The sequence below is a fragment of the Nocardia sp. NPDC004068 genome (assembly GCF_042874315.1).
GTDB lineage: Bacteria > Actinomycetota > Actinomycetes > Mycobacteriales > Mycobacteriaceae > Nocardia.
In genome coordinates, this window is the sequence record NZ_JBIAMW010000004.1 from 172,743 (window position 1) to 197,384 (window position 24,642).

At 67.0% G+C, this 24,642-nt stretch carries 21 protein-coding genes; 15 read left to right on the plus strand and 6 right to left on the minus strand.

The features are described 5' to 3' along the window. Position 1 precedes the first annotated feature (1 nt). From rplL to ACFYTQ_RS11885, 14 genes are all read left to right on the plus strand, one after another. Positions 2–385 (plus strand): 50S ribosomal protein L7/L12, encoded by a 384-nt coding sequence (gene rplL / locus ACFYTQ_RS11820; RefSeq protein ID WP_387359575.1) that lies wholly within the window; start codon positions 2–4, stop codon positions 383–385. 222 nt (positions 386–607) lie between these two features. Next, positions 608–1,684, plus strand: a complete 1,077-nt coding sequence (locus ACFYTQ_RS11825) for an ABC transporter ATP-binding protein (protein ID WP_387359577.1) — start codon at positions 608–610, stop codon at positions 1,682–1,684. An 11-nt stretch (positions 1,685–1,695) separates the two neighbouring features. Further along, the gene (locus ACFYTQ_RS11830; RefSeq protein ID WP_387359579.1) at positions 1,696–2,490 is read left to right on the plus strand and encodes an MlaE family ABC transporter permease; all 795 of its coding nucleotides are present in this window, start codon (positions 1,696–1,698) and stop codon (positions 2,488–2,490) included. A gap of 2 nt (positions 2,491–2,492) precedes the next feature. Next, positions 2,493–3,347 (plus strand): MlaE family ABC transporter permease, encoded by an 855-nt coding sequence (locus ACFYTQ_RS11835; protein ID WP_387360181.1) that lies wholly within the window; start codon positions 2,493–2,495, stop codon positions 3,345–3,347. A gap of 17 nt (positions 3,348–3,364) precedes the next feature. After that, positions 3,365–4,696 carry an MCE family protein gene (locus ACFYTQ_RS11840; protein WP_387360183.1) on the plus strand — a complete coding sequence of 444 codons (1,332 nt, stop codon included), beginning with the start codon at positions 3,365–3,367 and terminating at the stop codon, positions 4,694–4,696. Continuing rightward, entirely contained in the window at positions 4,693–5,775 is a 1,083-nt protein-coding gene (locus ACFYTQ_RS11845) for an MCE family protein (protein ID WP_387359581.1), read from the plus strand. Before ACFYTQ_RS11840 ends, ACFYTQ_RS11845 begins: the two co-directional genes overlap by 4 nt. 14 nt (positions 5,776–5,789) lie before the next feature. Next, complete coding sequence (locus ACFYTQ_RS11850) at positions 5,790–6,785, plus strand: MCE family protein (protein WP_387360185.1); 996 nt, start codon at positions 5,790–5,792, stop codon at positions 6,783–6,785. Continuing rightward, complete coding sequence (locus ACFYTQ_RS11855) at positions 6,785–8,014, plus strand: MCE family protein (RefSeq protein ID WP_387359583.1); 1,230 nt, start codon at positions 6,785–6,787, stop codon at positions 8,012–8,014. The genes ACFYTQ_RS11850 and ACFYTQ_RS11855 overlap by 1 nt, the downstream gene beginning before the upstream one ends. Continuing rightward, positions 8,011–9,228 carry an MCE family protein gene (locus ACFYTQ_RS11860; RefSeq protein ID WP_387359585.1) on the plus strand — a complete coding sequence of 406 codons (1,218 nt, stop codon included), beginning with the start codon at positions 8,011–8,013 and terminating at the stop codon, positions 9,226–9,228. Before ACFYTQ_RS11855 ends, ACFYTQ_RS11860 begins: the two co-directional genes overlap by 4 nt. Further along, on the plus strand, positions 9,225–10,466 hold the full coding sequence (locus ACFYTQ_RS11865; RefSeq protein ID WP_387359587.1) for an MCE family protein: 1,242 nt from the start codon (positions 9,225–9,227) through the stop codon (positions 10,464–10,466). Before ACFYTQ_RS11860 ends, ACFYTQ_RS11865 begins: the two co-directional genes overlap by 4 nt. A 52-nt stretch (positions 10,467–10,518) precedes the next feature. Next, positions 10,519–11,187: a hypothetical protein gene (locus ACFYTQ_RS11870; protein ID WP_387359589.1), complete on the plus strand. Its 669-nt coding sequence runs from the start codon at positions 10,519–10,521 to the stop codon at positions 11,185–11,187. A 9-nt stretch (positions 11,188–11,196) separates the two neighbouring features. Next, a complete protein-coding gene (locus ACFYTQ_RS11875; protein WP_387359591.1) occupies positions 11,197–11,886 on the plus strand; it encodes a hypothetical protein in 690 nt (229 codons plus the stop codon). Between the two features lie 421 nt (positions 11,887–12,307). Next, positions 12,308–15,793 (plus strand): DNA-directed RNA polymerase subunit beta, encoded by a 3,486-nt coding sequence (locus ACFYTQ_RS11880; RefSeq protein WP_387359593.1) that lies wholly within the window; start codon positions 12,308–12,310, stop codon positions 15,791–15,793. Between the two features lie 57 nt (positions 15,794–15,850). Beyond that, the gene (locus tag ACFYTQ_RS11885; protein WP_387359595.1) at positions 15,851–19,804 is read left to right on the plus strand and encodes a DNA-directed RNA polymerase subunit beta'; all 3,954 of its coding nucleotides are present in this window, start codon (positions 15,851–15,853) and stop codon (positions 19,802–19,804) included. A gap of 63 nt (positions 19,805–19,867) precedes the next feature. On the opposite strand, the gene ACFYTQ_RS11890 is transcribed toward ACFYTQ_RS11885, so the two are convergent. The 5 genes from ACFYTQ_RS11890 to ACFYTQ_RS11910 form a co-directional block, all read right to left on the minus strand. Beyond that, positions 19,868–20,326 (minus strand): hypothetical protein, encoded by a 459-nt coding sequence (locus ACFYTQ_RS11890; RefSeq protein WP_387359597.1) that lies wholly within the window; start codon positions 20,324–20,326, stop codon positions 19,868–19,870. After that, on the minus strand, positions 20,323–21,576 hold the full coding sequence (locus ACFYTQ_RS11895; protein ID WP_387359599.1) for a hypothetical protein: 1,254 nt from the start codon (positions 21,574–21,576) through the stop codon (positions 20,323–20,325). The genes ACFYTQ_RS11890 and ACFYTQ_RS11895 overlap by 4 nt, the downstream gene beginning before the upstream one ends. 22 nt (positions 21,577–21,598) lie before the next feature. After that, positions 21,599–22,414, minus strand: a complete 816-nt coding sequence (locus tag ACFYTQ_RS11900; protein ID WP_387359601.1) for a hypothetical protein — start codon at positions 22,412–22,414, stop codon at positions 21,599–21,601. 5 nt (positions 22,415–22,419) lie between these two features. Beyond that, the gene (locus ACFYTQ_RS11905) at positions 22,420–23,037 is read right to left on the minus strand and encodes a DUF3558 domain-containing protein (RefSeq protein ID WP_387359603.1); all 618 of its coding nucleotides are present in this window, start codon (positions 23,035–23,037) and stop codon (positions 22,420–22,422) included. A gap of 109 nt (positions 23,038–23,146) precedes the next feature. After that, a complete protein-coding gene (locus tag ACFYTQ_RS11910) occupies positions 23,147–23,284 on the minus strand; it encodes a hypothetical protein (RefSeq protein ID WP_387359605.1) in 138 nt (45 codons plus the stop codon). Positions 23,285–23,494: 210 nt separating this feature from the next. Here ACFYTQ_RS11910 and ACFYTQ_RS11915 point away from each other — a divergent pair, with 210 nt between their 5' ends. Continuing rightward, positions 23,495–23,965, plus strand: a complete 471-nt coding sequence (locus tag ACFYTQ_RS11915) for a PaaI family thioesterase (protein WP_387359608.1) — start codon at positions 23,495–23,497, stop codon at positions 23,963–23,965. On the opposite strand, the gene ACFYTQ_RS11920 is transcribed toward ACFYTQ_RS11915, so the two are convergent. Continuing rightward, positions 23,937–24,590 carry a hypothetical protein gene (locus ACFYTQ_RS11920; RefSeq protein ID WP_387359611.1) on the minus strand — a complete coding sequence of 218 codons (654 nt, stop codon included), beginning with the start codon at positions 24,588–24,590 and terminating at the stop codon, positions 23,937–23,939. The two genes, ACFYTQ_RS11915 and ACFYTQ_RS11920, sit on opposite strands and share 29 nt — an antisense overlap. Positions 24,591–24,642 lie beyond the last annotated feature (52 nt).

Here is a 24,642-nt window from a genome sequence, read left to right on the forward strand (position 1 = left end):
CATGGCCAACGTTGACGAGCTGCTCGAGACCATCGGCAACATGACCCTGCTCGAGCTGTCGGACTTCGTGAAGAAGTTCGAGGAGAAGTTCGAGGTCACCGCCGCCGCTCCGGTCGCGGTCGCCGCTGCCCCGGGTGCCGCGGGCGCCCCGGCCGAAGCCGCCGAGGAGCAGGACGAGTTCGACGTCGTGCTCGAGGGCGCCGGCGACAAGAAGATCCAGGTCATCAAGGTCGTCCGCGAGATCGTGTCCGGCCTGGGCCTGAAGGAGGCCAAGGACCTCGTCGAGAGCGCCCCGAAGCCGATCCTGGAGAAGGTCGCCAAGGACGCCGCCGAGGCCGCCAAGGCGAAGCTGGAAGAGGCCGGCGCCAAGGTCTCGGTCAAGTAATAAGCCGTAAAAGGCTGGTAGAAAAGGGCGGTTCCCCTTGGGGGACCGCCTTTTTCGCATTTCCGTAGCACGGGGGGAAGTTTTCTACCCGCGAGTCAGGTAGGGTGTGCTGCGCCAGCGGCATGCGATACAGTTGCCGCACCCAGTGTGACGCGTCACACGGCACCCGAAAAATCGGTGACGCGGCCAGTGGGCGCTCGTCGAAGAATTGTGGAGGTTGGCGTGGGCGTCGAGGTCAGGACCGAAGGGGTCACCAAGTCTTTCGGGTCCCAGCGTATTTGGCAGGACGTCACGCTGACGCTGCCACCGGGGGAAGTCAGCGCGCTGCTCGGCCCGTCCGGCACCGGTAAGTCCGTGTTCCTGAAGTCGCTCATCGGCCTGCTGCGCCCCGAGCGCGGCCACATCTACATCGATGGCCGCGACATCACCACCTGCTCGAACAAGGAGCTCTACGAGATCCGCAAGCTGTTCGGCGTCCTGTTCCAGGACGGCGCGCTGTTCGGCTCGATGAACCTGTTCGACAACGTGGCGTTCCCGCTGCGCGAGCACACCAAGAAGAACGAGTCCGAGATCCGCAAGATCGTCATGGAGAAGCTCGAGCTGACCGGTCTGCTCGGCGCGGAGGGCAAGCTCCCGGGCGAGATCTCCGGCGGTATGCGCAAGCGCGCCGGGCTGGCCCGCGCGCTCGTGCTGGACCCGCAGATCATCCTCGTCGACGAGCCCGACTCCGGTCTGGACCCGGTCCGCACGACCTACCTGTCGCAGCTGCTGATCGACATCAACGCGCAGATCGACGCGACGATCCTGATCGTGACCCACAACATCAACCTGGCCCGGACCGTGCCCGACAACATCGGCATGCTGTTCCGTCGCCAGCTGGTCATGTTCGGTCCGCGCGAGGTGCTGCTGACCTCGGAGGAGCCGGTGGTCAAGCAGTTCCTCAACGGCCGCATGATCGGTCCGATCGGCATGTCCGAGGAGAAGGACGAGGCGCAGATGGCCCGCGAGCAGGCGCTCGCCGACGCCGGCCACTACGACAACGGCACCGACGAGGTCGAGGGCATCATCCCGCAGATGAAGGCCACCCCGGGTATGCCGCTGCGCCAGGCCGTCGAGCGCCGCCGCGCCCGGGTGCTGGAGATCATGCACACCCTGCCGCACGCGGCGCAGGTCGCGATCCGCGAATCCATGGACCAGAACGGCGATACACAAGTTCTGCCCGCCTATACCGGCAACGCTCCGGAATACCAGGGCGGCGCGTACGACACCACGGTCCGTCACCACCCAACCAACGGGTAACATCTCGAACCGTGAATCAAACCCTGGCACGGCTGCGCACCCCGGTCGAGTCGGGTTTTGCACAGGCCGGCAATATCTTCGCGCTATTACTCGATGTAGCGCGCAAGGTATTCCGCCGGCCTTTCCAGTGGCGGGAGTTCGTCGAACAGTCGTGGTTCATCGCGAGTGTCTCGATTCTCCCGGCCGCACTGGTGGCAATCCCGTTCGGCGCCGTGGTGGCGTTACAGACCGGTTCACTCATCAAACAGATCGGCGCGGAGTCGCTCACCGGCGCGACGAGCGTGCTGGCAGTCGTCCAGCAAGCGGCGCCGGTCGTCACGGCCCTGATCACCGCGGGCGCCGCGGGGTCGGCCGTGGCCGCGGATCTCGGCTCGCGGACCATCCGCGAGGAGATCGACGCGATGGAGGTCCTCGGCATCGATCCCGTACAGCGGCTCGTGGTGCCGCGCGTGCTGGGCATGATGCTGGTGGCGTTGCTGCTCAACGGTCTGGTGTCGGTCGTCGGCATCTGCGGCGGCTACTTCTTCAACGTGCTGCTGCAGGGCGGCACCCCGGGCTCGTATCTGGCCTCGTTCTCGGCGCTGGCCCAGCTGCCCGATCTGTGGGTCGGCGAGTTGAAGGCATTGATCTTCGGCCTGATCGCGGGCGTCATCGCCGCGTACAAGGGCCTGAATCCCAAGGGGGGCCCGAAAGGAGTCGGTGACGCGGTGAATCAATCCGTGGTGATCACCTTCCTGGTCCTCTTCTTCGTCAATCTCGTGGTCACGCTGGTGTACCTGCAGATCGTCCCGGCCAAGGGGTCGTGAGCATGGTCTCCGTCCAACGTTCCCCGGCGTTGCGCCGGGTGGGCTCGGCCCTGCGCGCACCCGTGAACGTCATCGATCGCGCGGGCGATCAGATGTCGTTCTACTCCAAGGCGATCGCCTGGATCCCGCGCACGATCGTGCACTTCCGCAAGGAGGTCATGCGGCTGCTGGCCGAGGTGACCTTCGGTTCGGGCGCGCTCGCGGTCATCGGCGGCACGATCGGCGTGGTCGTGATGATGTCGGCCTCGGTCGGCGTGGTGGTCGGTCTACAGGGCTTCAAGGCCCTCGACGCGCTGGGCTCGTCGGTGCTCACCGGCTTCCTGACCGGCTACATCAACACCCGTGAGCTGGCCCCGCTGGTCGCCGCGATCGCGTTGTCGGCCACGGTCGGCTGCGGTTTCACCGCGCAGCTGGGCGCGATGCGCATCTCCGAGGAGATCGACGCGCTCGAGGTGATGGCCGTGCCGGGCGTGCCGTTCCTGGTGTCCACCCGGGTCATCGCGGGCTTCGTGGCGGTGATCCCGCTCTACGTTGTCGGCCTGCTCGGCACATATCTGGCATCCCGGCAGATCAACGTGTGGTTCAACGGGCAGTCGTCCGGTTCCTACGACCACTATTTCGGCTTGTTCCTGCCCCCGGAGGACGTTCTCTATTCGTTCCTCAAGGTGCTCGTGTTCGCATTCGTGATCATCCTGATCCACTGCTATTACGGGTATACCGCCACGGGCGGTCCGGCCGGCGTCGGCGTGGCCGTGGGCCGCGCGGTGCGCGCATCGATCGTTCTGATCAACATCCTGGATTTCTTTTTGAGCCTTGCCATTTGGGGAACGAATACCACGGTGCGGGTGGCCGGATGAACGAGCGCAGGGTCGAAATGTGGCGTGCCACAAAGAAATTGCGTAAGCGAACGCTCGGCATACTGTTCTTCGTCGTGATGGCTCTGTTCCTCTACACGACCATCGCCATCTACAACAAGGTGTGGGTCGACACCGTGAAGGTCGACCTGCTCACCGACAACGTGGGCAACGCGCTGACCCGCAACGCGGATGTGAAGGTCCGCGGCGTGAACGTCGGCGAGGTCCGCTCGAGCGAATCCACCGGCGGCCGAGTCACTCTGCACCTGGCGCTGGACCCCGGCAAGGCCGCGAAGATCCCGGCCAACGTGACCGGACGCCTGCTGCCCAAGACCCTGTTCGGTGAGCGCTACGTCGAACTGATGTGGCCCGAGCAGCCCAGCGGGCAGTACCTGAAGCCGGGCGCGGTCCTGCATCAGGACGCGAGCGGTAACGCCGTCGAGGTGAGCCGCCTGCTCGACAGCGTGCTGCCGCTGTTGCAGGCGATCCCGCCGCAGTATCTGGCCTCCACCCTGGGCGCGCTGTCGCAGGCGCTCGGCGGCCAGGGCCGGGAACTGGGCGACACCATCGATCGGCTCGATCACATCTTCCGCGATCTCAACGACGTGCTGCCCACCCTGCGCGACGATCTGCGCAGCTTCGCCACCGTGGCCGACACCTACTCCGACGCGCTGCCGCAGCTGGTGGACACCTTCGACAATCTGCGCACGACCAATGCCACGATCGTGCAGAAGCGTTCGCAGATCGACACCCTGTACTCGGTGCTGACCCCGACGTCCTCGCATACGGCCGACTTCCTGATCCTCAACCGCGACAACATCATCGACGTCGCCGCGGACTCCCGGGAGGCGCTGGAACTGCTGGCCACCTACTCACCCAGCTACGCCTGCACCATGCGCAACTTCGCTCAGCTCAGCCCGCGCATCACCAAACTGTTCGGTCCCGGCACGGGCATGCCCGGCGTGCGGACCAATGTGCAGATCGTGAATCCGCGCGGCCGCTACCTGCCCAACCAGGACGAGCCGCGCTGGCTCGACACCCGCGGACCGGTCTGCCTGCCCGAACCCGCGCTGGGCACCGATCTGGGCCAGTACCCGACCGGGCCCTACAACGACGGTTCCTATCCGGTGCCCAGCCGCGCGCCCGGTGATCAGAACGCCGGACATCTGCCGCCCGCGCAGTTCTCGGTGTACGGATCGGGCGCGCCGACGCTGGCCGGATCGCCCGCCGAGGAACGGGCCGTGGGCGCGGTGCTCGGCGCGGCCAACGACGTCCCACCGTCCGAGGTGCCGGGCTGGATCAGCCGCATCGCCGCCCCGGCCCTGCGCGGCAGCGAGGTGAGTGTGCGATGAGCGGATCCCTGCGCGGCCTGGCCGGGCCGCTGACCAAACTGCTGATCTTCGTCGTGGTGACGCTGTTCGTGACCACCCTGCTGGCGCTGACCATCGCCAACTACAGCGGCGGCGGCAAACAGTTCAAGGCCCGCTTCGCCGACGCGACCTCGCTGAATCCGGGCGACGAGGTCCGGGTGGCCGGGGTGCGGGTCGGCAAGGTGAACAAGGTGGCGGTGGCCGACCGCTCCCAGGCCGAGGTCACCTTCGAACTCAACGACCGCGACTGGCTGCCCGCCTCGACCATCGCGACCATCCGGTACCGCAACCTGGTCGGCCAGCGCTACATCGCGCTGGAACAGGGCAGCGGGCAGCAGGGCCGAAAGCTCAACGCGGGCGGCACGATTCCGCTCGACCACACCCGGTCCGCGCTGAATCTGACCACCCTGTTCAACGGCTTCCGGCCGCTGTTCCAGACGCTGTCGGCCGAGGACGTGAACAAGCTGTCCTACGAGATCATCCAGGTCTTCCAGGGCGAGTCGGGCACGATCACCGATCTGGTCCGCAACACCGCGAGCCTGACCAACAAGATCGCCGACAAGGACGCGGTGATCGGCGAGATCGTCAAGAACCTCAATGCCATTCTGGACGCGGTCAATTCGCGCGACGGTCAGCTCAACGATCTGATCGTCAATACCGAATCGCTGGTCAGCGGTCTCAACGCCGAACGCGGCACGATCGGTTCGGCGGTGCAGTCGCTGGGCAATCTGGCCTCGGCCACCTCCGATCTGCTGGTGCCGACCCGCCCGACCCTGCAGGGGTCGATCGCGGGCCTGAACCAGCTGACCGGCGAATTGTCCGCGCGCCGAGACGATGTCGATCAGGCGCTGACGAATCTGCCGATCAAGATGGAGAAGCTGGCGCGGGCCGGCAGCTACGGTTCCTGGTTCCAGTTCTATCTGTGCGGCATCGACGTCGTCGCCGGGCCGGGGGATCCGCGCAAGACCCCGGACCTCAACGTGCCCGCGGGGCTGCCGACGGTGAATCAGCCCGTCTACACCAACCCCGCGCCGCGCTGCCATGGGAAGGGTGGTCGCTGATGGACGAACGCGGCATGTTCGGCAAGCGCAGCCCGGCGTTCATGGGCGGGCTCGGCCTGCTGCTGGTCCTGTTGGTCACGATGTCGGCGTTCTCGGTCGACAAACTGCCGATCATCGGGGCCGGGATCCGGTACACCGCCGAGTTCTCCGAGGCGGCCGGGCTGAAGAAGGGCAACGAGGTCCGCATCGCGGGGGTGAAGGTCGGCGACGTCTCGGACGTGAGCCTCGCCGGTGACCACGTACTGGTCACCTTCCGCGCGCGCGACGCCTGGGTGGGCGATCAGACCACCGCGTCCATCCAGATCAAGACCCTGCTCGGGCAGAAGTATCTGGCACTGGATCCCAAGGGAAGCAAGGCCGCCGACCCGGGTCATCCGATTCCGTTGTCCCGCACGGTGTCTCCGTACGACGTGGTGGACGCGTTCAGCGACGCCGCCAAGCAGATCCAGCAGACCGACACCGCGCAGCTGGCCACCAGCTTCCGCGTGCTGTCCGACGCGTTCTCGGGCACTCCGCCGGAGATCCGCGGCTCGATCGACGGCGTGGCCCGGCTGTCGGAGACCCTCGCCAAGCGCGACGAACAGCTCAAGCAGCTGTTCGCGGCGACCAGCAAGACGACCAAGGTGCTGGCCGACCGCAACGCCGAATTCGAGAAGCTGCTCGCCAACGGCGGCCAGCTGCTGACCGAGCTGAACGTCCGCCAGCAGGCCATCCAACAGCTGCTCACCGGCGCGAAGTCGGTGGCGGCCGAGCTGACCGCGCTCGTGCACGACAACGAGCAGCAGATCGGCCCGGCGCTGACCAATCTGAAGAAGTCCATCGACCTGCTCAACGACAACCAGCAGAACATCTCCAGGACGCTGACCCTGGCCGCGCCCTTCTACAACATCTACGCCAACGTGCTGGGCAGCGGCCGCTGGTTCGACGCGGTGATCACGAATCTGATCCCGCCCGCGCTGCCGGAGATCCCGGGTGCTCGCCCGCCGGTCCGGACCCTGGGAGGCAACTGATGGGACGCACCGCCAAGGTTTCCATCGCGCTGGTGGCCGCGGCCGCGGTCGTGCTCGCGGGCGTGTTGTGGTGGCTGTTCGACCATTTCAACACCACGAAGATCACCGCGTACTTCGACAAGTCGATCGGCATCTACACCGGATCCGACGTCCGCATCCTGGGCGTGCCGGTCGGTTCGGTGGATTCGGTTGTGCCGCAGGGTGATCAGGTGAAGGTCACGATGTCGGTCGACCGGAAGTACGACATCCCGGCCGACGCCAAGGCCGCGCAGATCACCCCGTCGGTGGTGTCGGACCGGTTCATCCAGCTCACCCCGGTCTATCGGGGCGGGCCGAAGATGCCCCGCGAGGCCACGATTCCCAAGGAGCGCACCGCGACCCCGGTCGAGGTGGACCGGCTCTACAAGAGCATCGCCCAGCTGTCGGACGCCCTCGGCCCCGATGGCGCGAACAAGGACGGGGCGGTCAACGACCTGGTGCGCTCGTCGGCGGCGAATCTCGCGGGTAACGGTGAGGCGCTGGCCAATTCGTTCACCCAGCTCTCGCACGCGGCGCGGTACCTGTCGGATTCGCGCGGCGACATCTTCGACACCATCAAGAACCTCCAGGTCTTCGTGCACACGCTGGCCGAGAACGACGCCCAGGTGCGCGAATTCAATACGCAGCTGGCCGATCTCGCGACCTTCCTCGCCGGTGAGCGGCAAGATCTCGGGCAGGCGCTGAACCTGCTGTCGATCGCGCTGGGCGATGTGGCCCGGTTCATCGACGACAACCGGGATCTGGTCGCCCAGAACGCCGAGGCGCTGACCAAGCTCACCAAGACCCTCGCCGACCAGCGCGACGATCTGGCCCGCGCGCTGCCGGTGCTGCCGGTCGCACTGAGCAACCTGATCAACGCGCACAACGGCGAGACCGGCACCCTCGACATGCGGCCGAACTTCCCCGATCTCCAGGATCCGTTCGGCGTGATCTGCAAGATGCTGGATCTGAGCAAGCTGCGCCCCGGCGATCCGCAGTTCGACGCGCTCGGACGGCAGATGCGGCCGCTCCTCGACCACTGCCAGGCGATCACCGACCAGATCACCGCCGGGGTGAAGACCCCGACGCTGATCCTGCCGTTCGGCATCCTCTCCGGTGACAACGAGCAGCGCGCGCCGGTTCCGGGCACCGTGCCCGGCACGCCGTCGAACCAGCTGCCGCCCTCGCAGCAGGAAGGTGGGCAGCGATGACACGTACCGCGCGAATCGCGTTGGGCGGCACCGCGTTCGGGCTGTGCGCCGCGTTGGTGACGGCGTGTTCGTCGGACGGCATGTACAGCGTGCCGCTGCCCGGCGGCGCCGACACCGGCGATCATCCGCTGCACATCGACGTCCGCTTCGACGACGTGCTGGATCTGGTGCCGCAGTCCGCGGTCAAGGTCGAGGGCGTGCCGGTCGGCCGGGTCGACAAGATCGATGTCGCGCCGGACGGCTGGACCGCCAGCGTGCACACCCTCGTCAACGCGTCGGTGAAACTGCCCGCCAACGCGCACGCCGAGGTGAAGCAGTCCAATCTGCTGGGCGAGAAGTTCATCGAATTGTCCGCTCCCGCACAGGATCCCGCGCCCGAACGGCTCACCGACGGGGCGGTCATCCCGGTCGAGCGCACCCGGCACGCGACCGAGGTCGAACAGGTCCTCGGCGCGCTGTCGCTGCTGCTCAACGGCGGCGGCGTGGCGCAGTTGCAGCCGATCGTGGTCGAGCTGAACAAGGCGCTGGCCGGGCGGGAGAACAAGGCCCGCTCGCTGCTCGACCAGGCCGACACCCTCATCGACGGACTGAACAAACAGGTCGACGACATCCAGCGCGCGCTCGACGGGCTCGGCACGCTGTCGAGCCGGGTGGGCCAGCAGACCGAGCAGATCGGCAAGATCCTCGACGAACTGCCCGCGGGTATCAAGATCCTCGACGAGCAGCGGCCGCAGCTGATCGGGCTGCTGCAGCAACTGGACCGGCTCGGTCAGGCGGGCATGGACGTGCTCGACCACTCCAAGGAGAACCTGATCCGGGATCTGCAATCGCTGCGGCCCACCTTGCAGGAATTGGGCCGGGCGGCACCGGATCTGGTGACCGCGCTGCCGCTCATCCCGACCTATCCGTTCCCCGACGCCTCGATCGACGCGGCCATCGGCGGGCAGGTCAACACGTTCCTGGTGGTGGATCTGCAGATCGCCGAGACGCTGTCCAATCTCGGTGTGGGCAAACCGGATCCGGTGTTCATCCAGACCACCCCGCCGATCAATGTGGATCCGTCGAATCCGTGGGTGGGCGGCAACGGGCCGCGTCCGGGCTGGCCGACGGTGTCGTTGCTGCCGCTGCCCGCGGCCGTGGCCGCGCCCGCGCCCGCGCCGAACAATCCGCTCGGGGCGATCCTCGACCAGTTGGGAGTGGGTGGTCACCCGTGAGTCGCCTCGTCCGTATCCAGCTCATCGCGTTCGCGGTGATCGCGGTGCTCGGCGTCGTGTACGTCGGCGCGCGTTACGTCCACCTGGACCACATGCTCGGTTTCGGCCAGTACCGGGTCACCGTGCGGGCCAAGGAGACCGGCAATCTGTCCAAGGGCGCCGAGGTCACCTATCGCGGCGTGGCGGTGGGCCGGGTGAACTCCATGGACATCACCCCCGACGGCGTGCTCATCGACCTCGAACTCGATTCGGGCAAGCCGAAGGTGCCCGCGAGCGCGAAGGCCGTGGTGGCCAACCGATCCGCGATCGGCGAGCAGTACGTGGATCTGGAACCGGACCGCGCGGGCGGGCCGTATCTGCGCGACGGTTCGGTCATCGACGGCGCGGAGACCCCGATCCGGGTGGAGGACCTGCTGGCCAGCGTCGACCACTTCGCGTCCACGACCGATCTACAGGCGCTGTCGACCACGGTCACCGAACTCGGCAAGGCGTTCGACGGCCAAGGCGACAATCTGCGCGTGCTGCTGGACTCGCTGAACAAGTTCAGCGCCACCGGCGTCGAGGCGTTGCGGCCGACGGTCGATCTGATCCGCGACGCCCAGGTGGTGCTCGGCACCCAGGCCGACCAGTCCGGGGCCATCCGGCAGTTCAGCGAGGGCCTGGACCGGCTCAGCCTGCAACTGAAGGCCAACGACCCCGATCTGCGGCGGTTGATCGGCACCGGCACCGACGCGGGCCGCGCGATCGACGCCCTGCTGGATCAGAGCGCCGATCCGCTGACCAAGGATCTGGCGAATCTGCGCGCGCTGCTGCTGTCGGTGTCGCCGAAGTACTACGCGCTCAAACCGCTGTTGCAGATGCTGCCGATCCTGTCGTGGGGCGGTTCGGCGACCGCGCCGGGCGACGGCACCACGCACTTCGGGCTGGTGCTAGAGACCAACAATCCGCCCGCCTGCACTCAGGGTTACGAGGGCACGAAACAGCTCCTCCAGCAGATGAAGGCGCAGAACCCGGACTTCGACGACACCCGCGACGACTTCCCGCTCAACCTGAACGCGCAATGCACTGTGCCGCAAGGCAATCCGACCGCCGTGCGCGGCGGGGCGCGGGCCGAACTGGCCGATCCGAGCATCCCGCAACCCTGGGACGGCAAGCCCAAGACCGATCCGGACCGGCTCGACCTGTCCCCGGTGGCCGTGCAGCTGGCGACCCTCATGGGCGTGACCCCGAAGCGGTGAGCAGCGGGAAGGGCCGATTCGACGGCGGAGACGACGACGTTAGGGTGACGCTGTGAGTTCCGATCCCGATACCGCTACGCCGCCCGCGCCGACCCAGCCGGTCCCGTCCGGCGAATCGTCGGCATCCCGGCTGCCGACGGTGCTGACCGCCGTCGCGGCGGTCGCCGCCGCCGTGGCCCTGGTGGCCGCGCTGTGGTTCGGATTCGGCTGGGCGCGCGCGGCCTGGTTCACCGACGGCCCGCGCGCGGCCGCCCGGGACGCCGCCCTCGACGGGGCGCGGCAGGCGGCGGTGAACATCACCACCCTGAAACTCGACGACGTCGACGGGTCGCTGGGCACCGCCCGCTCGTCGATGACCGGCGATCTGCTCGACACCGCCGACAAGAACAAGGACCAGATGAAGCAGCGGGCCGTCGCGGGCGGGGTGAACTCGACCTCGAAGGTGCTCAACGCCGCGCTCACCCAGCTGAACAGCGAACGCGACCACGCCTCGACGCTGGTCGTGCTGGAGGTGGATTCCGCCGGTCCCGGAAAGCCCTCGGAGCGACTGCGTTTCACCTGGGCGATCGACATGGTGAAGACCGGGGACGTGTGGAAGGCCGAACAGGTCCAGACCGTCGCCGAACCGGTCTCGCTCGACGCGGCCGCCCCGGCGCCCCAGCCCGGCGCCCAGCCCGCGCCGTCCACGACGCCCGCGCCCACCCCGACGCCGGGACCGTAGGAGGCCACCATGACGGAATCCCGCCGACCGATCAATCGCGTCTCGCGCCGCCGCCCGGCCGCGAAGACGCCCGCGAAGAAGACCGCCACCCGCCGGGTGGCGGGGCGTCCGGGTCCGGCCGAACAGCGCCGATCCGTCCAGCGTCCGCCCGCCGACCGGTCCGCGGGCGCGCGGGCGTGGCGGCTGCCGACACGGGACCGGACGCGGGCCACGTCGCGCTGGCGGCCCGCGATCCTGCTGGCGGTCGCCGCGTTGCTGCTGGCCGCGGTCGCGGTGACGGCCGCGTTCCGGCCGGGTGTGGACGACGCGAATCGCGCCTTCCTCGACAATGCCGAGACCGAACAGGTCAAGGCCGCGACCGCGCAGGTGCTCGCCACGGTCTACGGCACCGACGCCGCGAATCTGGGCGGCTACAAGGACGCCGCCAAGAAGGTCCTGACCGGCAAGGCGCTCGCCGATTCGGACAAATATCTCGACACCGTGGTGCAGGCCGTCCAGCAGACCGGCACCAAGGCCGACATCCGTACCGACCCCATCGGTGTGACTTTCCTCACCAAAGACAACGCCGAGGTCATCGCGAACATGACCGTCGGACTGACCAAGGACGGCGCCGTGCAGCAGAGCGCCACGGGTCCGATCTTGGTCCGATTGACGAAGGTGGGCGACCGCTGGCTCGCCAGCGATCTCCCCGATCGCTGAGGTCAGCGGGAGATCTACCAGCGCCACAGGCGATCTCGTGCCCGTTTTCGCGGCCCCGCCACTTGACGAGTGTCGTCCGACCAGTCACGCTATTCACAACAGCGGCAGCTGTCACAGGGTCGAGTGCCCCGGTTGAGACGCAGCCGACGAGCCCGCACGCAGCCAGCGGAAACGGGTCCGGCGCGCCAACTGTTTGGAACTCGGCTCGGGTGGTACTTTGACACCCTCTCTTCAGGGGTGTAGGTTTGGACGTTGCGCTGGCTGCCCTCTGTCCATACCTCGATCACACTACGAAAGTTCCACCGCCGAGGTGTTACTTCCGTCTTTTGCTGTTTGGGGTTCGTTCTGGGGTGCTACCAGCGGGAATCTCCAAGTAGCAAAGACAAGCGACGGTCGCGGACCACCACGCGACGCGCGTGAGGTGCTGGAAGGACGCATCTTGGCAGTCTCCACCCAGACCAAGGCCGGTATCCCCGGAGCCCCGAAGCGGGTGTCTTTCGCGAAGATCCGTGAGCCTCTCGAGGTTCCGGGTCTTCTCGATCTACAGACCGATTCGTTCGCCTGGCTGATCGGTTCGCCGGATTGGCGGGAGAAGGCGATCGCCCGCGGCGACGTCAACCCGTTCGGCGGGCTCGAGGAGGTGCTCGAGGAGCTCTCGCCGATCGAGGACTTCTCGGGATCGATGTCCCTGTCCTTCTCCGATCCGCGCTTCGAAGAGGTCAAGGCCTCCATCGAGGAGTGCAAGGACAAGGACATGACCTACGCGGCGCCGCTGTTCGTCACCGCGGAGTTCATCAACAACAACACGGGTGAGATCAAGTCCCAGACGGTCTTCATGGGTGACTTCCCGATGATGACCGACAAGGGCACGTTCATCATCAACGGCACCGAGCGTGTCGTCGTCTCCCAGCTGGTCCGCTCGCCGGGCGTCTACTTCGACGAGACCATCGACAAGGGCACCGAGAAGACCCTGCACAGCGTGCGCGTGATCCCGAGCCGCGGGGCGTGGCTCGAGTTCGACGTGGACAAGCGCGACACCGTCGGCGTCCGCATCGACCGCAAGCGCCGCCAGCCGGTCACCGTGCTGCTCAAGGCGCTGGGCATGACCACCGAGGAGATCGTCGAGCGCTTCTCCTTCTCCGAGATCATGATGTCGACCCTGGAGAAGGACAACACCGCCGGTCAGGACGAGGCGCTGCTGGACATCTACCGCAAGCTGCGTCCGGGCGAGCCGCCGACCAAGGAGTCCGCGCAGACCCTGCTGGAGAACCTGTTCTTCAAGGAGAAGCGCTACGACCTCGCGCGCGTCGGCCGCTACAAGGTCAACAAGAAGCTCGGCCTGAACCCGGGCGAGCCGATCACCGGTTCGGTGCTGACCCGCGACGACATCATCACCACCATCGAGTACCTGGTCCGCCTGCATCAGGGCGACAAGGAGATGACCGCCCCCGGCGGCGTGGAGGTGCCCGTCGAGGTCGACGACATCGACCACTTCGGCAACCGTCGCCTGCGCACGGTCGGCGAGCTGATCCAGAACCAGATCCGCGTCGGCCTCTCGCGCATGGAACGCGTTGTGCGCGAACGCATGACGACCCAGGACGTCGAGGCGATCACCCCGCAGACCCTGATCAACATCCGGCCCGTGGTGGCGGCGATCAAGGAGTTCTTCGGCACCTCGCAGCTGTCGCAGTTCATGGACCAGAACAACCCGCTGTCGGGTCTGACCCACAAGCGCCGCCTCTCGGCGCTGGGCCCGGGCGGTCTGTCCCGTGAGCGCGCGGGCCTCGAGGTCCGCGACGTGCACCCCTCGCACTACGGCCGCATGTGCCCGATCGAGACCCCGGAAGGCCCGAACATCGGCCTGATCGGCTCGCTGTCGGTGTACGCGCGGGTCAACCCGTTCGGGTTCATCGAGACCCCGTACCGCAAGGTCGTCGACGGCCGGGTCACCGACGAGGTCGTGTACCTGACCGCCGACGAGGAGGACCGTCACATCCGCGCCCAGGCGAACTCGCCGGTGGAGCGGGACGGCACCTTCGTCGAGGACCGGGTCCTGGCCCGCCGCGGCAACGAGGAGATGGAGTACGTCCCGGCCAAGGACGTCGACTACATGGATGTCTCGCCGCGCCAGATGGTTTCGGTCGCGACCGCCATGATCCCGTTCCTCGAGCACGACGACGCCAACCGCGCGCTCATGGGCGCGAACATGCAGCGCCAGGCCGTGCCGCTGATCCGTTCCGAGTCGCCGCTCGTCGGCACCGGCATGGAACTGCGCGCCGCGGTCGACGCCGGTGACGTGGTCGTGAACGACAAACCCGGTGTGGTGGAAGAGGTTTCGGCCGACTACATCACCGTCATGCACGACGACGGCACGCGGCGCAGTTACCGGTTGCGGAAGTTCGCGCGGTCGAACCAGGGCACCTGCGCGAATCAGCGTCCGATCGTGGACGAGGGTCAGCGGGTGGAGAAGGGTCAGGTTCTCGCCGACGGTCCGTGCACCGAGAACGGTGAGATGGCCCTGGGTAAGAACCTGCTCGTCGCGGTGATGCCGTGGGAGGGTCACAACTACGAGGACGCGATCATCCTGTCGCAGCGTCTCGTGGAGGAGGATGTGCTGACCTCGATCCATATCGAGGAGCACGAGATCGACGCCCGGGACACGAAGTTGGGTGCGGAGGAGATCACTCGCGATATCCCGAATGTGTCCGATGAGGTGCTCGCCGATCTGGACGAGCGCGGCATCGTGCGTATCGGTGCGGAGGTTCGTGACGGTGACATCCTGGTGGGCAAGGTGACCCCGAAGGGTGAGACCGAGCTGACGCCGGAGGAGCGGTTGCTGCGGGCGATCTTCGGTGAGAAGGCCCGCGAGGTCCGCGACACCTCGTTGAAGGTGCCCCACGGTGAGTCCGGCAAGGTGATCGGTATCCGCGTGTTCTCCCGCGAGGACGACGACGATCTGCCGCCGGGCGTGAACGAGCTGGTCCGGGTGTATGTGGCGCAGAAGCGCAAGATCCAGGACGGCGACAAGCTCGCCGGTCGCCACGGCAACAAGGGTGTGATCGGCAAGATCCTCGCCAAGGAGGATATGCCGTTCCTGCCCGACGGGACCCCGGTCGACATCATCTTGAACACCCATGGTGTGCCGCGTCGTATGAACATCGGCCAGATCCTGGAGACCCACCTCGGGTGGATCGCCAAGAGCGGCTGGCAGGTCGAGGGCGAGCCCGAGTGGGCGAAGAACCTGCCCGAGGAGATGATCGGCCAGCCCGCCGACACCAATATCGCCACCCCGGTGTTCGACGGCGCCCAGGAGGAGGAGCTCACCGGCCTGCTCGGCTCGACGCTGCCCAACCGCGACGGCGAGACGATGGTCAACTCCGACGGTAAGGCCGTGCTGTTCGACGGCCGCTCCGGCGAGCCGTTCCCGTACCCGGTGGCCGTGGGCTACATGTACATCCTGAAGCTGCACCACCTGGTCGACGACAAGATCCACGCGCGCTCGACCGGTCCGTACTCGATGATCACCCAGCAGCCGCTGGGCGGTAAGGCGCAGTTCGGTGGTCAGCGCTTCGGCGAGATGGAGTGCTGGGCCATGCAGGCCTACGGCGCCGCCTACACCCTGCAGGAACTGCTCACCATCAAGTCCGACGACGTGGTCGGCCGCGTGAAGGTGTACGAGGCGATCGTCAAGGGCGAGAACATCCCCGAGCCGGGCATTCCGGAGTCGTTCAAGGTGTTGCTCAAGGAACTCCAGTCCCTGTGCCTGAACGTCGAGGTGCTGTCGTCCGACGGCGCCGCGATCGAACTGCGCGAGGGCGAGGACGAGGACCTCGAGCGCGCCGCGGCGAACCTGGGAATCAACCTGTCCCGCAACGAGGCTGCGACGGTCGACGATCTGGCGCAGTGAGCTGATGACTAGCGAATTTTGCTCGAAACTCAACCCGAACAGGGGAAAGGAAGTTACGTGCTAGACGTCAACTTCTTCGATGAACTCCGGATCGGCCTGGCCACCGCCGAAGACATCCGTAACTGGTCCTACGGTGAGGTCAAGAAGCCGGAGACCATCAACTACCGCACGCTCAAGCCGGAGAAGGACGGCTTGTTCTGCGAGAAGATCTTCGGTCCCACCCGGGACTGGGAGTGCTACTGCGGCAAGTACAAGCGCGTGCGCTTCAAGGGCATCATCTGCGAGCGCTGCGGCGTCGAGGTGACCCGTGCCAAGGTGCGGCGTGAGCGGATGGGCCACATCGAGCTGGCCGCGCCGGTCACCCACATCTGGTACTTCAAGGGCGTCCCGTCGCGCCTGGGCTACCTGCTGGACCTGGCGCCGAAGGATCTCGAGAAGATCATCTACTTCGCCGCCTACGTCATCACCACCGTCGACGACGAGCTGCGCCACAACGAACTCTCCACCCTCGAGGCGGAGATGGAGGTCGAGAAGAAGGCCGTCGCCGATCAGCGCGACGCCGATCTCGAGGCCCGCGCCCAGAAGCTCGAGGCCGACCTGGCCGAGCTCGAGGCCGAGGGCGCGAAGTCCGATGTGCGCCGCAAGGTCAAGGACGGCGGCGAGCGCGAGATGCGTCAGCTGCGCGACCGCGCCCAGCGCGAGCTGGACCGGCTCGACGAGATCTGGACCACCTTCACCAAGCTGGCTCCCAAGCAGCTGATCGTGGACGAGGTCCTCTACCGCGAGCTGCAGGACCGCTACGGCGAGTACTTCACCGGTGCCATGGGTGCCGAGGCGATCCAGAAGCTCATGGAGAACTTCGACATCGAGGCCGAGGCCGAGAACCTGCGCGAGACCATCCGAACGGGCAAGGGCCAGAAGAAGCTTCGCGCCCTCAAGCGCCTGAAGGTCGTCGCCGCGTTCCAGACCAACGGCAACTCGCCGATGGGCATGGTCCTCGACGCCGTCCCGGTGATCCCGCCGGAACTGCGCCCGATGGTGCAGCTCGACGGTGGCCGCTTCGCGACCTCCGACCTGAACGACCTGTACCGCCGCGTCATCAACCGCAACAACCGCCTCAAGCGACTGATCGATCTGGGCGCGCCCGAGATCATCGTCAACAACGAGAAGCGGATGCTGCAGGAGTCGGTGGACGCCCTGTTCGACAACGGCCGCCGCGGCCGTCCGGTCACCGGACCGGGCAACCGTCCGCTGAAGTCGCTGTCGGATCTGCTCAAGGGCAAGCAGGGTCGCTTCCGTCAGAACCTGCTCGGCAAGCGCGTCGATTACTCCGGCCGTTCCGTCATCGTCGTCGGTCCCCAGCTGAAGCTGCACCAGTGCGGTCTGCCGAAGCTGATGGCGCTCGAGCTGTTCAAGCCGTTCGTCATGAAGCGGCTGGTCGACCTGAACCACGCGCAGAACATCAAGTCCGCCAAGCGGATGGTCGAGCGGCAGCGGCCGCAGGTGTGGGACGTCCTCGAAGAGGTCATCGCCGAGCACCCCGTGCTGCTCAACCGCGCGCCCACCCTGCACCGGCTGGGTATCCAGGCCTTCGAACCACTTCTGGTGGAGGGCAAGGCGATTCAGCTGCACCCGCTGGTCTGTGAGGCGTTCAACGCCGACTTCGACGGTGACCAGATGGCCGTGCACCTGCCGCTGTCCGCGGAGGCGCAGGCCGAGGCCCGCATCCTGATGCTGTCCTCGAACAACATCCTGTCCCCGGCGTCGGGCCGCCCGCTGGCCATGCCCCGCCTGGACATGGTGACCGGCCTGTACTACCTGACCCGCATGGAGGAGGGCGCCAAGGGCGAGTACCGCGAAGCCACCGCGGACGAGCCGGAGTTCGGCGTGTACTCCTCCCCGGCCGAGGCCCAGATGGCCGTCGACCGCGGCGAGCTGACCGTGCGCTCGCGGATCAAGGTGCGCCTGACCGATCAGCGCCCGCCGAAGAACGTCGAGGCCGAGCTGTTCCCCGACGGGTGGCAGCGCGGCGACGCCTGGACCACGATCACCACGCTGGGCCGGGTCATCTTCAACGAGCTGCTGCCCGCGGACTACGCGTTCATCGACGAGCAGATGCCGAAGAAGCGGCAGGCCGCGATCATCAACGATCTGGCCGAGCGCTACCCGATGATCGTGGTCGCGCAGACCGTCGACAAGCTCAAGGACGCCGGTTTCTACTGGGCCACCCGGTCCGGTGTCACCGTCTCCATGTCCGACGTGCTGGTGCCGCCGGAGAAGACCGAGATCATGGAGCGCTACGAGGCGCAGTCGGATCAGATCGAGAAGAAGTACCAGCGTGGTGCGCTCGATCATCAGGAGCGCAACAACGCCCTGGTCAAGATCTGGCAGGAGGCCACCGAAGAGGTCGGTAAGGCGCTGCGCGCGCACTACCCGGCCGACAACCCGATCATCACGATCGTGGATTCGGGCGCCACGGGTAACTTCACCCAGACCCGTACCCTCGCGGGCATGAAGGGTCTGGTGACCAACCCGAAGGGTGAGTTCATCCCGCGGCCGATCAAGTCCTCCTTCCGTGAGGGCCTGACGGTGCTGGAGTACTTCATCAACACCCACGGTGCGCGAAAGGGCTTGGCCGACACCGCGCTTCGCACCGCCGACTCGGGTTACCTGACCCGTCGTCTGGTGGACGTGTCGCAGGACGTCATCGTCCGCGAGGAGGACTGCGGCACCGAGCGCGGCATCAACGTCCGCATCGCGGAGAAGATGGCCGACGGCACGCTGATCCGCGACCCGCACGTCGAGACCAGCACCTACGCCCGGACCGCGGCGATCGACATCATCGACGCGAACGGCAACGTGGTGGTCGAGAAGGGCCACGACATCGGCGATCCGGCGATCGACGCGCTGCTCGAGGCCGGCGTCACCGAGGTCAAGGTGCGGTCGGTGCTGACCTGCACCTCGGCGACCGGTGTCTGCGCGATGTGCTACGGCCGTTCGATGGCCACCGGCAAGCTGGTGGACGTCGGCGAGGCCGTCGGCATCGTCGCCGCCCAGTCCATCGGTGAGCCCGGCACCCAGCTGACCATGCGCACCTTCCACCAGGGTGGTGTCGCCGGTGACGACATCACCGGTGGTCTGCCCCGCGTGCAGGAGCTGTTCGAGGCCCGTGTCCCCAAGGGCAAGGCCCCGATCGCGGAGGTCTCGGGCCGGGTGCGGCTCGAGGACGACGACCGCTTCTACAAGATCACCATCATTCCGGACGACGGTTCGGAGGAGGTGCTCTACGACAAGCTGTCGAAGCGGCAGCGGCTGCGGGTGTTCAAGCACGACGACGGCTCCGAGCGCCTGCTCGCCGACGGCGACCACGTCGAGGTCGGCCAGCAGCTGCTGGAGGGCTCGGCGGATCCGCACGAGGTGCTGCGCATCATGGGTCCGCGTCAGGTGCAGGTCCACCTGGTCCACGAGGTCCAGGAGGTCTACCGGTCGCAGGGTGTGTCCATCCACGACAAGCACATCGAGGTGATCGTCCGCCAGATGCTGCGTCGCGTCACGATCATCGACTCGGGCGCGACGGAGTTCCTGCCCGGTTCGCTGGTCGAGCGCGCCGAGTTCGAGGCGTCGAACCGTCGCGTGGTGGCCGAGGGCGCCGAGCCCGCGGCCGGCCGCCCGGTGCTGATGGGTATCACCAAGGCGTCGCTGGCCACGGATTCCTGGCTGTCGGCGGCCTCCTTCCAGGAGACCACCCGAGTGCTGACGGACGCGGCCATCAACTGCCGCTCCGACAAGCTGATCGGCCTGAAGGAGAACGTGATCATCGGCAAGCTGATCCCCGCGGGCACCGGCATCAACCGGTACCGCAACATCCAGGTTCAGCCCACCGAGGAGGCCCGCGCGGCCGCCTACGCCGTCCCGTCCTACGACGACACCTACTACACCCCCGACGGCTTCGGCCAGACCACGGGTGCCGCGGTGCCGCTGGACGACTACGGCTTCAGCGACTACCGGTAACCACCTGGTAGACAACGACATTCGGCCCCCGCTCCGATTCCGGAGCGGGGGCCGAAGCGTTGTTCAGCGCAACCACCAGGGTTCGTCCCCGGGATACTCGTCGAAGTCGTCGGGCCAGTCGCTCGGCCCCACCACCCCCTCCCCGAGGCCCCCGCGCGGCGGCTCCGGCGGCGCGGCCCGCACCTCCCAGACCCACACGAACCGCGGCGAGCCCTTCAACTCCGCCACCTCCGGCGGCACCGGCCGCGCGAGCGATTCGATATCCGCCCAACCACATTCACCCGCCCGCACCCGCTCGGCATAGGCCCGCAGGGCCGGGGAGGCGGCCTCGGCATCGGCGAGGGCGGCCATGAAATCCTCGGTGACGATCGTGGGTTCGCGCAGCAGCGCGTCGACATCGAGGACGTCCAATCTGATTCGGGCCGTGCGCAAGTCGTCGACGGCGCTCATGACCTCGCGGGCCAGGGCCTCGACGGTCGGGTCGAGATCGGGCTCGTCCCGGCGGCCCCACCGCGGGCTCACGCGTCGTCCCAGGGGGTCGTGCCGGAGCCGACGTCATAGCCCGCTTGCGGTCTGTCGAGCGTGGAGTTCACCTGCGCTATCCGAGCGAGGTCGGCGGTGACGGCCACCTTCTTCGACGCCTTCGCCAACGCGTCGTTGAACGGTGCGATGGTGTCGTCCAGCTTCTGCTGCGCCTTGTCCTTCAGTTTGTTCAGCGGATCCTTGATGAAGTCCAGGAGCGCGTTGACCTTGTCGACCAGGATCCGGATGTGGTTCACCAGTTTCAGGGCCTCGGTGACGATGGTGAACAGTTTCCGGCCCAGATCCACGATCTCGTAGACCTGCCCGACGATCGGGATCTTCTTGCCGATCGTCTTGAAAATGCCTTTGACGCTGGTGAAGTCGATCTGACTCTCGAGAATCCCCCAGAGTTTCTGCAGCACGGTCTTGATCGCGCCGCGGATCTCGTCGGCCACCACGCCGAGGACATCGCTCACGACGCGGCCGACCGGACCCTCCCATTTCATCGCCGCGATCTGCCGGTTCGCCCAATCGTTGAACGAGAGCGCCGCCTTGCCGTCCCATTTGGGGTCGATCCGGGACAGTCCGGCCTCGAGGTTCTTACCGGAGGATTCCAACGCGTTGCCCGCGGCCTTGTACGCCTCACCGATCCGGCGCACCTCGTTCCAGTTCCCCGGAATCGGCTCGAGGCATTTACCCAGCGGATCTATCTCGTTTCCGGCGGTTCTCGTGATGCTCTTGATCGTCTCGTTCATATCGCCGAGAACGGGAGCGACCTCGGCGATCAGCGCGACGGTGTCCTCCTTGTTGGCCTGCGGTTTCTCCAACTTGAACTCTTCGGGCTTCGCGTAGGAGGCCGCCTCGGAGTACGCCTCCGTGAATCCGGGCGCCTCGACATCGGCGCTCGTGGTGTTCGGCCGGCCCGGACCCACCGGGCCGAGGAACGTGTGATTGTTGAGCGCGTCGTAGTTCTTCTTCTCCTGGTCCGAGTACAACCAGGCCGCCTTGTTCAGCTCGGCGCCGGTCGTACTCGTGGTGCTGCCGATGCTGCCCATGCGCTGCTGGGTGCATTCGGCGGCCTGGTGCAGGGGCATCAGGAGGTCATCGATGATCGGTCCGCGCAGCCATTCGGCGGGTCTGCCCTCCTGTCCGACGAACGTCGCCGCGCGGCTGATGTCGTCGCCGATCTCGGCGACGAGCCTGCCGAGCCCGGCGATTTCCCTCGGGTCCGCTTTGAAGTCCTCGATCATTCGATATGCCCTTGCCTCGTTCTTACGTCGTCTTCCTCAGTGAATCGATCAACGCGTCGATATCCTTGTCGCTCAGGGACTTCGGCAGACCGAGGTGATGCTCGATCATGAACACCGCCGTTTCGGCGGAGGAATAGGCCGGAGTGGCGATGATGTCGTAGTCGACCCGCGTGGGATCACACGAATATTTCTGTGGCACACCGGAAAGCCGCGCCGTGAACCTGATCGCCGGTCGACCGGAGATCGTGAATCGAACGGGACCGTCGACGGTGACTTCCGGTGTGCGGCCGCCGGTTTCGTCGGAGAAGATCAGCCGCGCCTTGTCCACGTCTTCCCGAGCCGCCTGCTCGAGGTCCACACCGGTTCTGCCGTGGACGCCGATATTGGCCAGCGCCGATCCGTCGTGCTCCCGGCAGTAGCCGTAGCCGTAATCGCTCACCGCGCCGAAGGTGGCGATCCGCTCGTGGCTGACCTCATTCGTCCAGCCCGTCACCATGGTATTGCTCGGCCGCCAATCCGCGTTCCCGGGCACGCTGTAGGTGAGGCCGTATCTCGTGGGTACCGGCTGCGGACTTCCCTTGGGGGCCTGGATCATCGGCGGCGGAAACTCCATGGAGGGGAATCCGGAAGGCAACGGCGGATCCGTGGTGCCGAAACGCTCGGGCGGCGCCGTCCAGGCGGTCGGCCGCTGTTCGCCGCCGCCCGCGTGGTTCGTGTGCGGGTTGCCGATCCACGCGGCGACACTGACGGTCGCGACGGCCACCACGAGCAGCAGAATGATCTTGATGATCTGATACGCGATCCCACGACCGCGAATCCATCGAATCAGACGTGCCACCGCCGCTACTTACCGTCGAGGGCGGCCGCGAATCCCTCGGCCAGCGAACGGATCTCGTCGCAGGGCGGCGGCACCGGCACCGGGCCGGGGAACACGATCAAGTTGACCTCGAACACGCCGTCCGGAGCGCTCATGCTCGCCGTGCAGATACCCGGGAGTTGGGGCGTGCTGTACACCAGGGCCGGGCGGCCGCGAATCGGCTCGTCGCCGAGGAAGTTTCGGGCCTTGTCGCTTCGGATCTCCGCGAGGGTGTCGTTCGAGGAGATCAGCGCGACGCTGCCCGTGATGATCTTCTCCCCGTCCACCACCGCCACCCGATTGAAATCGCACCCGATGGAAGTCAGCAGATCCGTGGCCATCTCCCCGGAATCGCGTTCCCGCGTCCCCGGATCGAATCCCAACCGGCCGACCACCTCGTCGCCGATCTCCACGCACGGATCGAACCGCACCTGCTTCGTCCCGGTCTGCGCGGGGGCGGGCGGAACGGATACCCGGATCGACGGCCGGGCGGGCGTGGCCGTGGTCGCGGCGGCCGTCGCCCGCTCACCGGAATCCCCACCGCCGCACGCGGATACCGCGCAACAGGTGACCACAGCCCAGCCGAACGCGCGGATCCGTCGCATAGGGCGGTGCCCTCCCCTCCCGACTACCTATCGGACATTTCGGTCTCGAACAGTAGGACGCAGCGTAACGCCCCGCGGTTCCATCGAAATCGGGGGAGGGCCCCGGGGGTCAGTGGAAGATGCCGCCGCCCTGGGTCGTCGAGCCCGAGGAGCCGGAGACGAACAGGTTCATGATGTTGGTGAAGACGCTGGTGCTGTTCACCGTGCCGGCGGAGTTGGAGTCGATGAGGGCGATCAGTGCGAGCATGCTGTGTTCCTGGGGCTTCGGGGGTCGGGGACCCGGTTCGGGCTGCGGCTACGGCGCAGTGAAACGTAGCTTAGTCAGAATCGGAAAGCTCTGACTAGAGATCGTTTCAGAATCCCGCCCGAATTTCCCGGATCCCGCCCGCCGTGGACAACGCCGCGCCGAGCCGGTATGAAAAACTGGAACAGGTTTCAATTCGGACGGGAGCGGCGAATGACCGACGCGGCGGCGCTGGGTGAGCTGGTGATGGCCGGTTTCAAGAAGCTGGGCTTCATCCGCTTCGCGGGGATCGAGGGCGCGGGGTACGGGCCGGGGCGCAGTGTGGTGACGATGACCCCGACTCCGGAACACCTCAATCACAACGGGGATCTGCACGCCGCCATGCTGTTCGGCCTTGCCGAGACCGCGGCCATGGGCGCGGCGGTCTCCGGGATCGTGGATCTGATGGGGGAGACCTTCATCGTGGCGCGCGACGGCCGGATCGACTATCTCGCGCGCGCCAAGGGTTCCGCGGGGCCGTTCGCGGCGACCTCGGATCTCGGTGTGGCACAGGTGGATCGGATGCGGGCCGAGATCCGGGCCCGCACGCCGATCGAACTGCTCGTCCCGGTGGACATCACCGACGGCGACGGAAAGCGCGTCGCCGCGGCCGAATTCACCGCGGTGATTCGCCCGCGCCGGTGACCATCTCGGTGAGGGCCGCGGTCGCGGCGTCGACGGCGGGCTGGCCGCCGGAGGCGTAGAGCCCGGCGACGGCCCCGAGCGCGCCGCCGAGCACGGTGGTGATCGGCACCGTGATGAAGTCGAGGACGAACAGCCCCAACGGGAATCCGATCACGAATCCGAGGGCCGCGCCGATCGCCGCCCCGGTGCCCACGGCGGCCAGGTGCGGCTGCACGATATCGAACAGCCGCTGCTGGGCGTCGATATCGCGCAGCGGGCCCGCGCTCTCCCCCACGGGGGTGAGGGTCAGCCGCCGTCCCGCCTCGTCGATCACGGGCGCGAGTTCGACCCGCGTGCCCGCGACATCGAAGCGCAGCGGCAGATTCGCCAGCAGGTGGCCCGAATCATCGGTCACCGCAACGGTTTCCGCGTCCCAGGTGGCCAGGAACCGGCCCGCGGTGAGCGTGCCGACCGCCGAGCGGCTGTCGTCGCTGAGCGCGACCTCGTAGCCGACGCCGCGGTCGTCCCCGCGCACCGCGAGCGCCGGCCGGTTCTCCGGTTCCGGCGCGGCCGCCGCGACGCCCGCGGAACCCACCACCACGCTCGCGCAGAGCGCCGCCGCCGCAACCATTCTCGTGATCCTCATCGCGCTTCTCTCACTTCGGCCCCCGCGTGTTTTCGGAAGAACCTACCGGGTG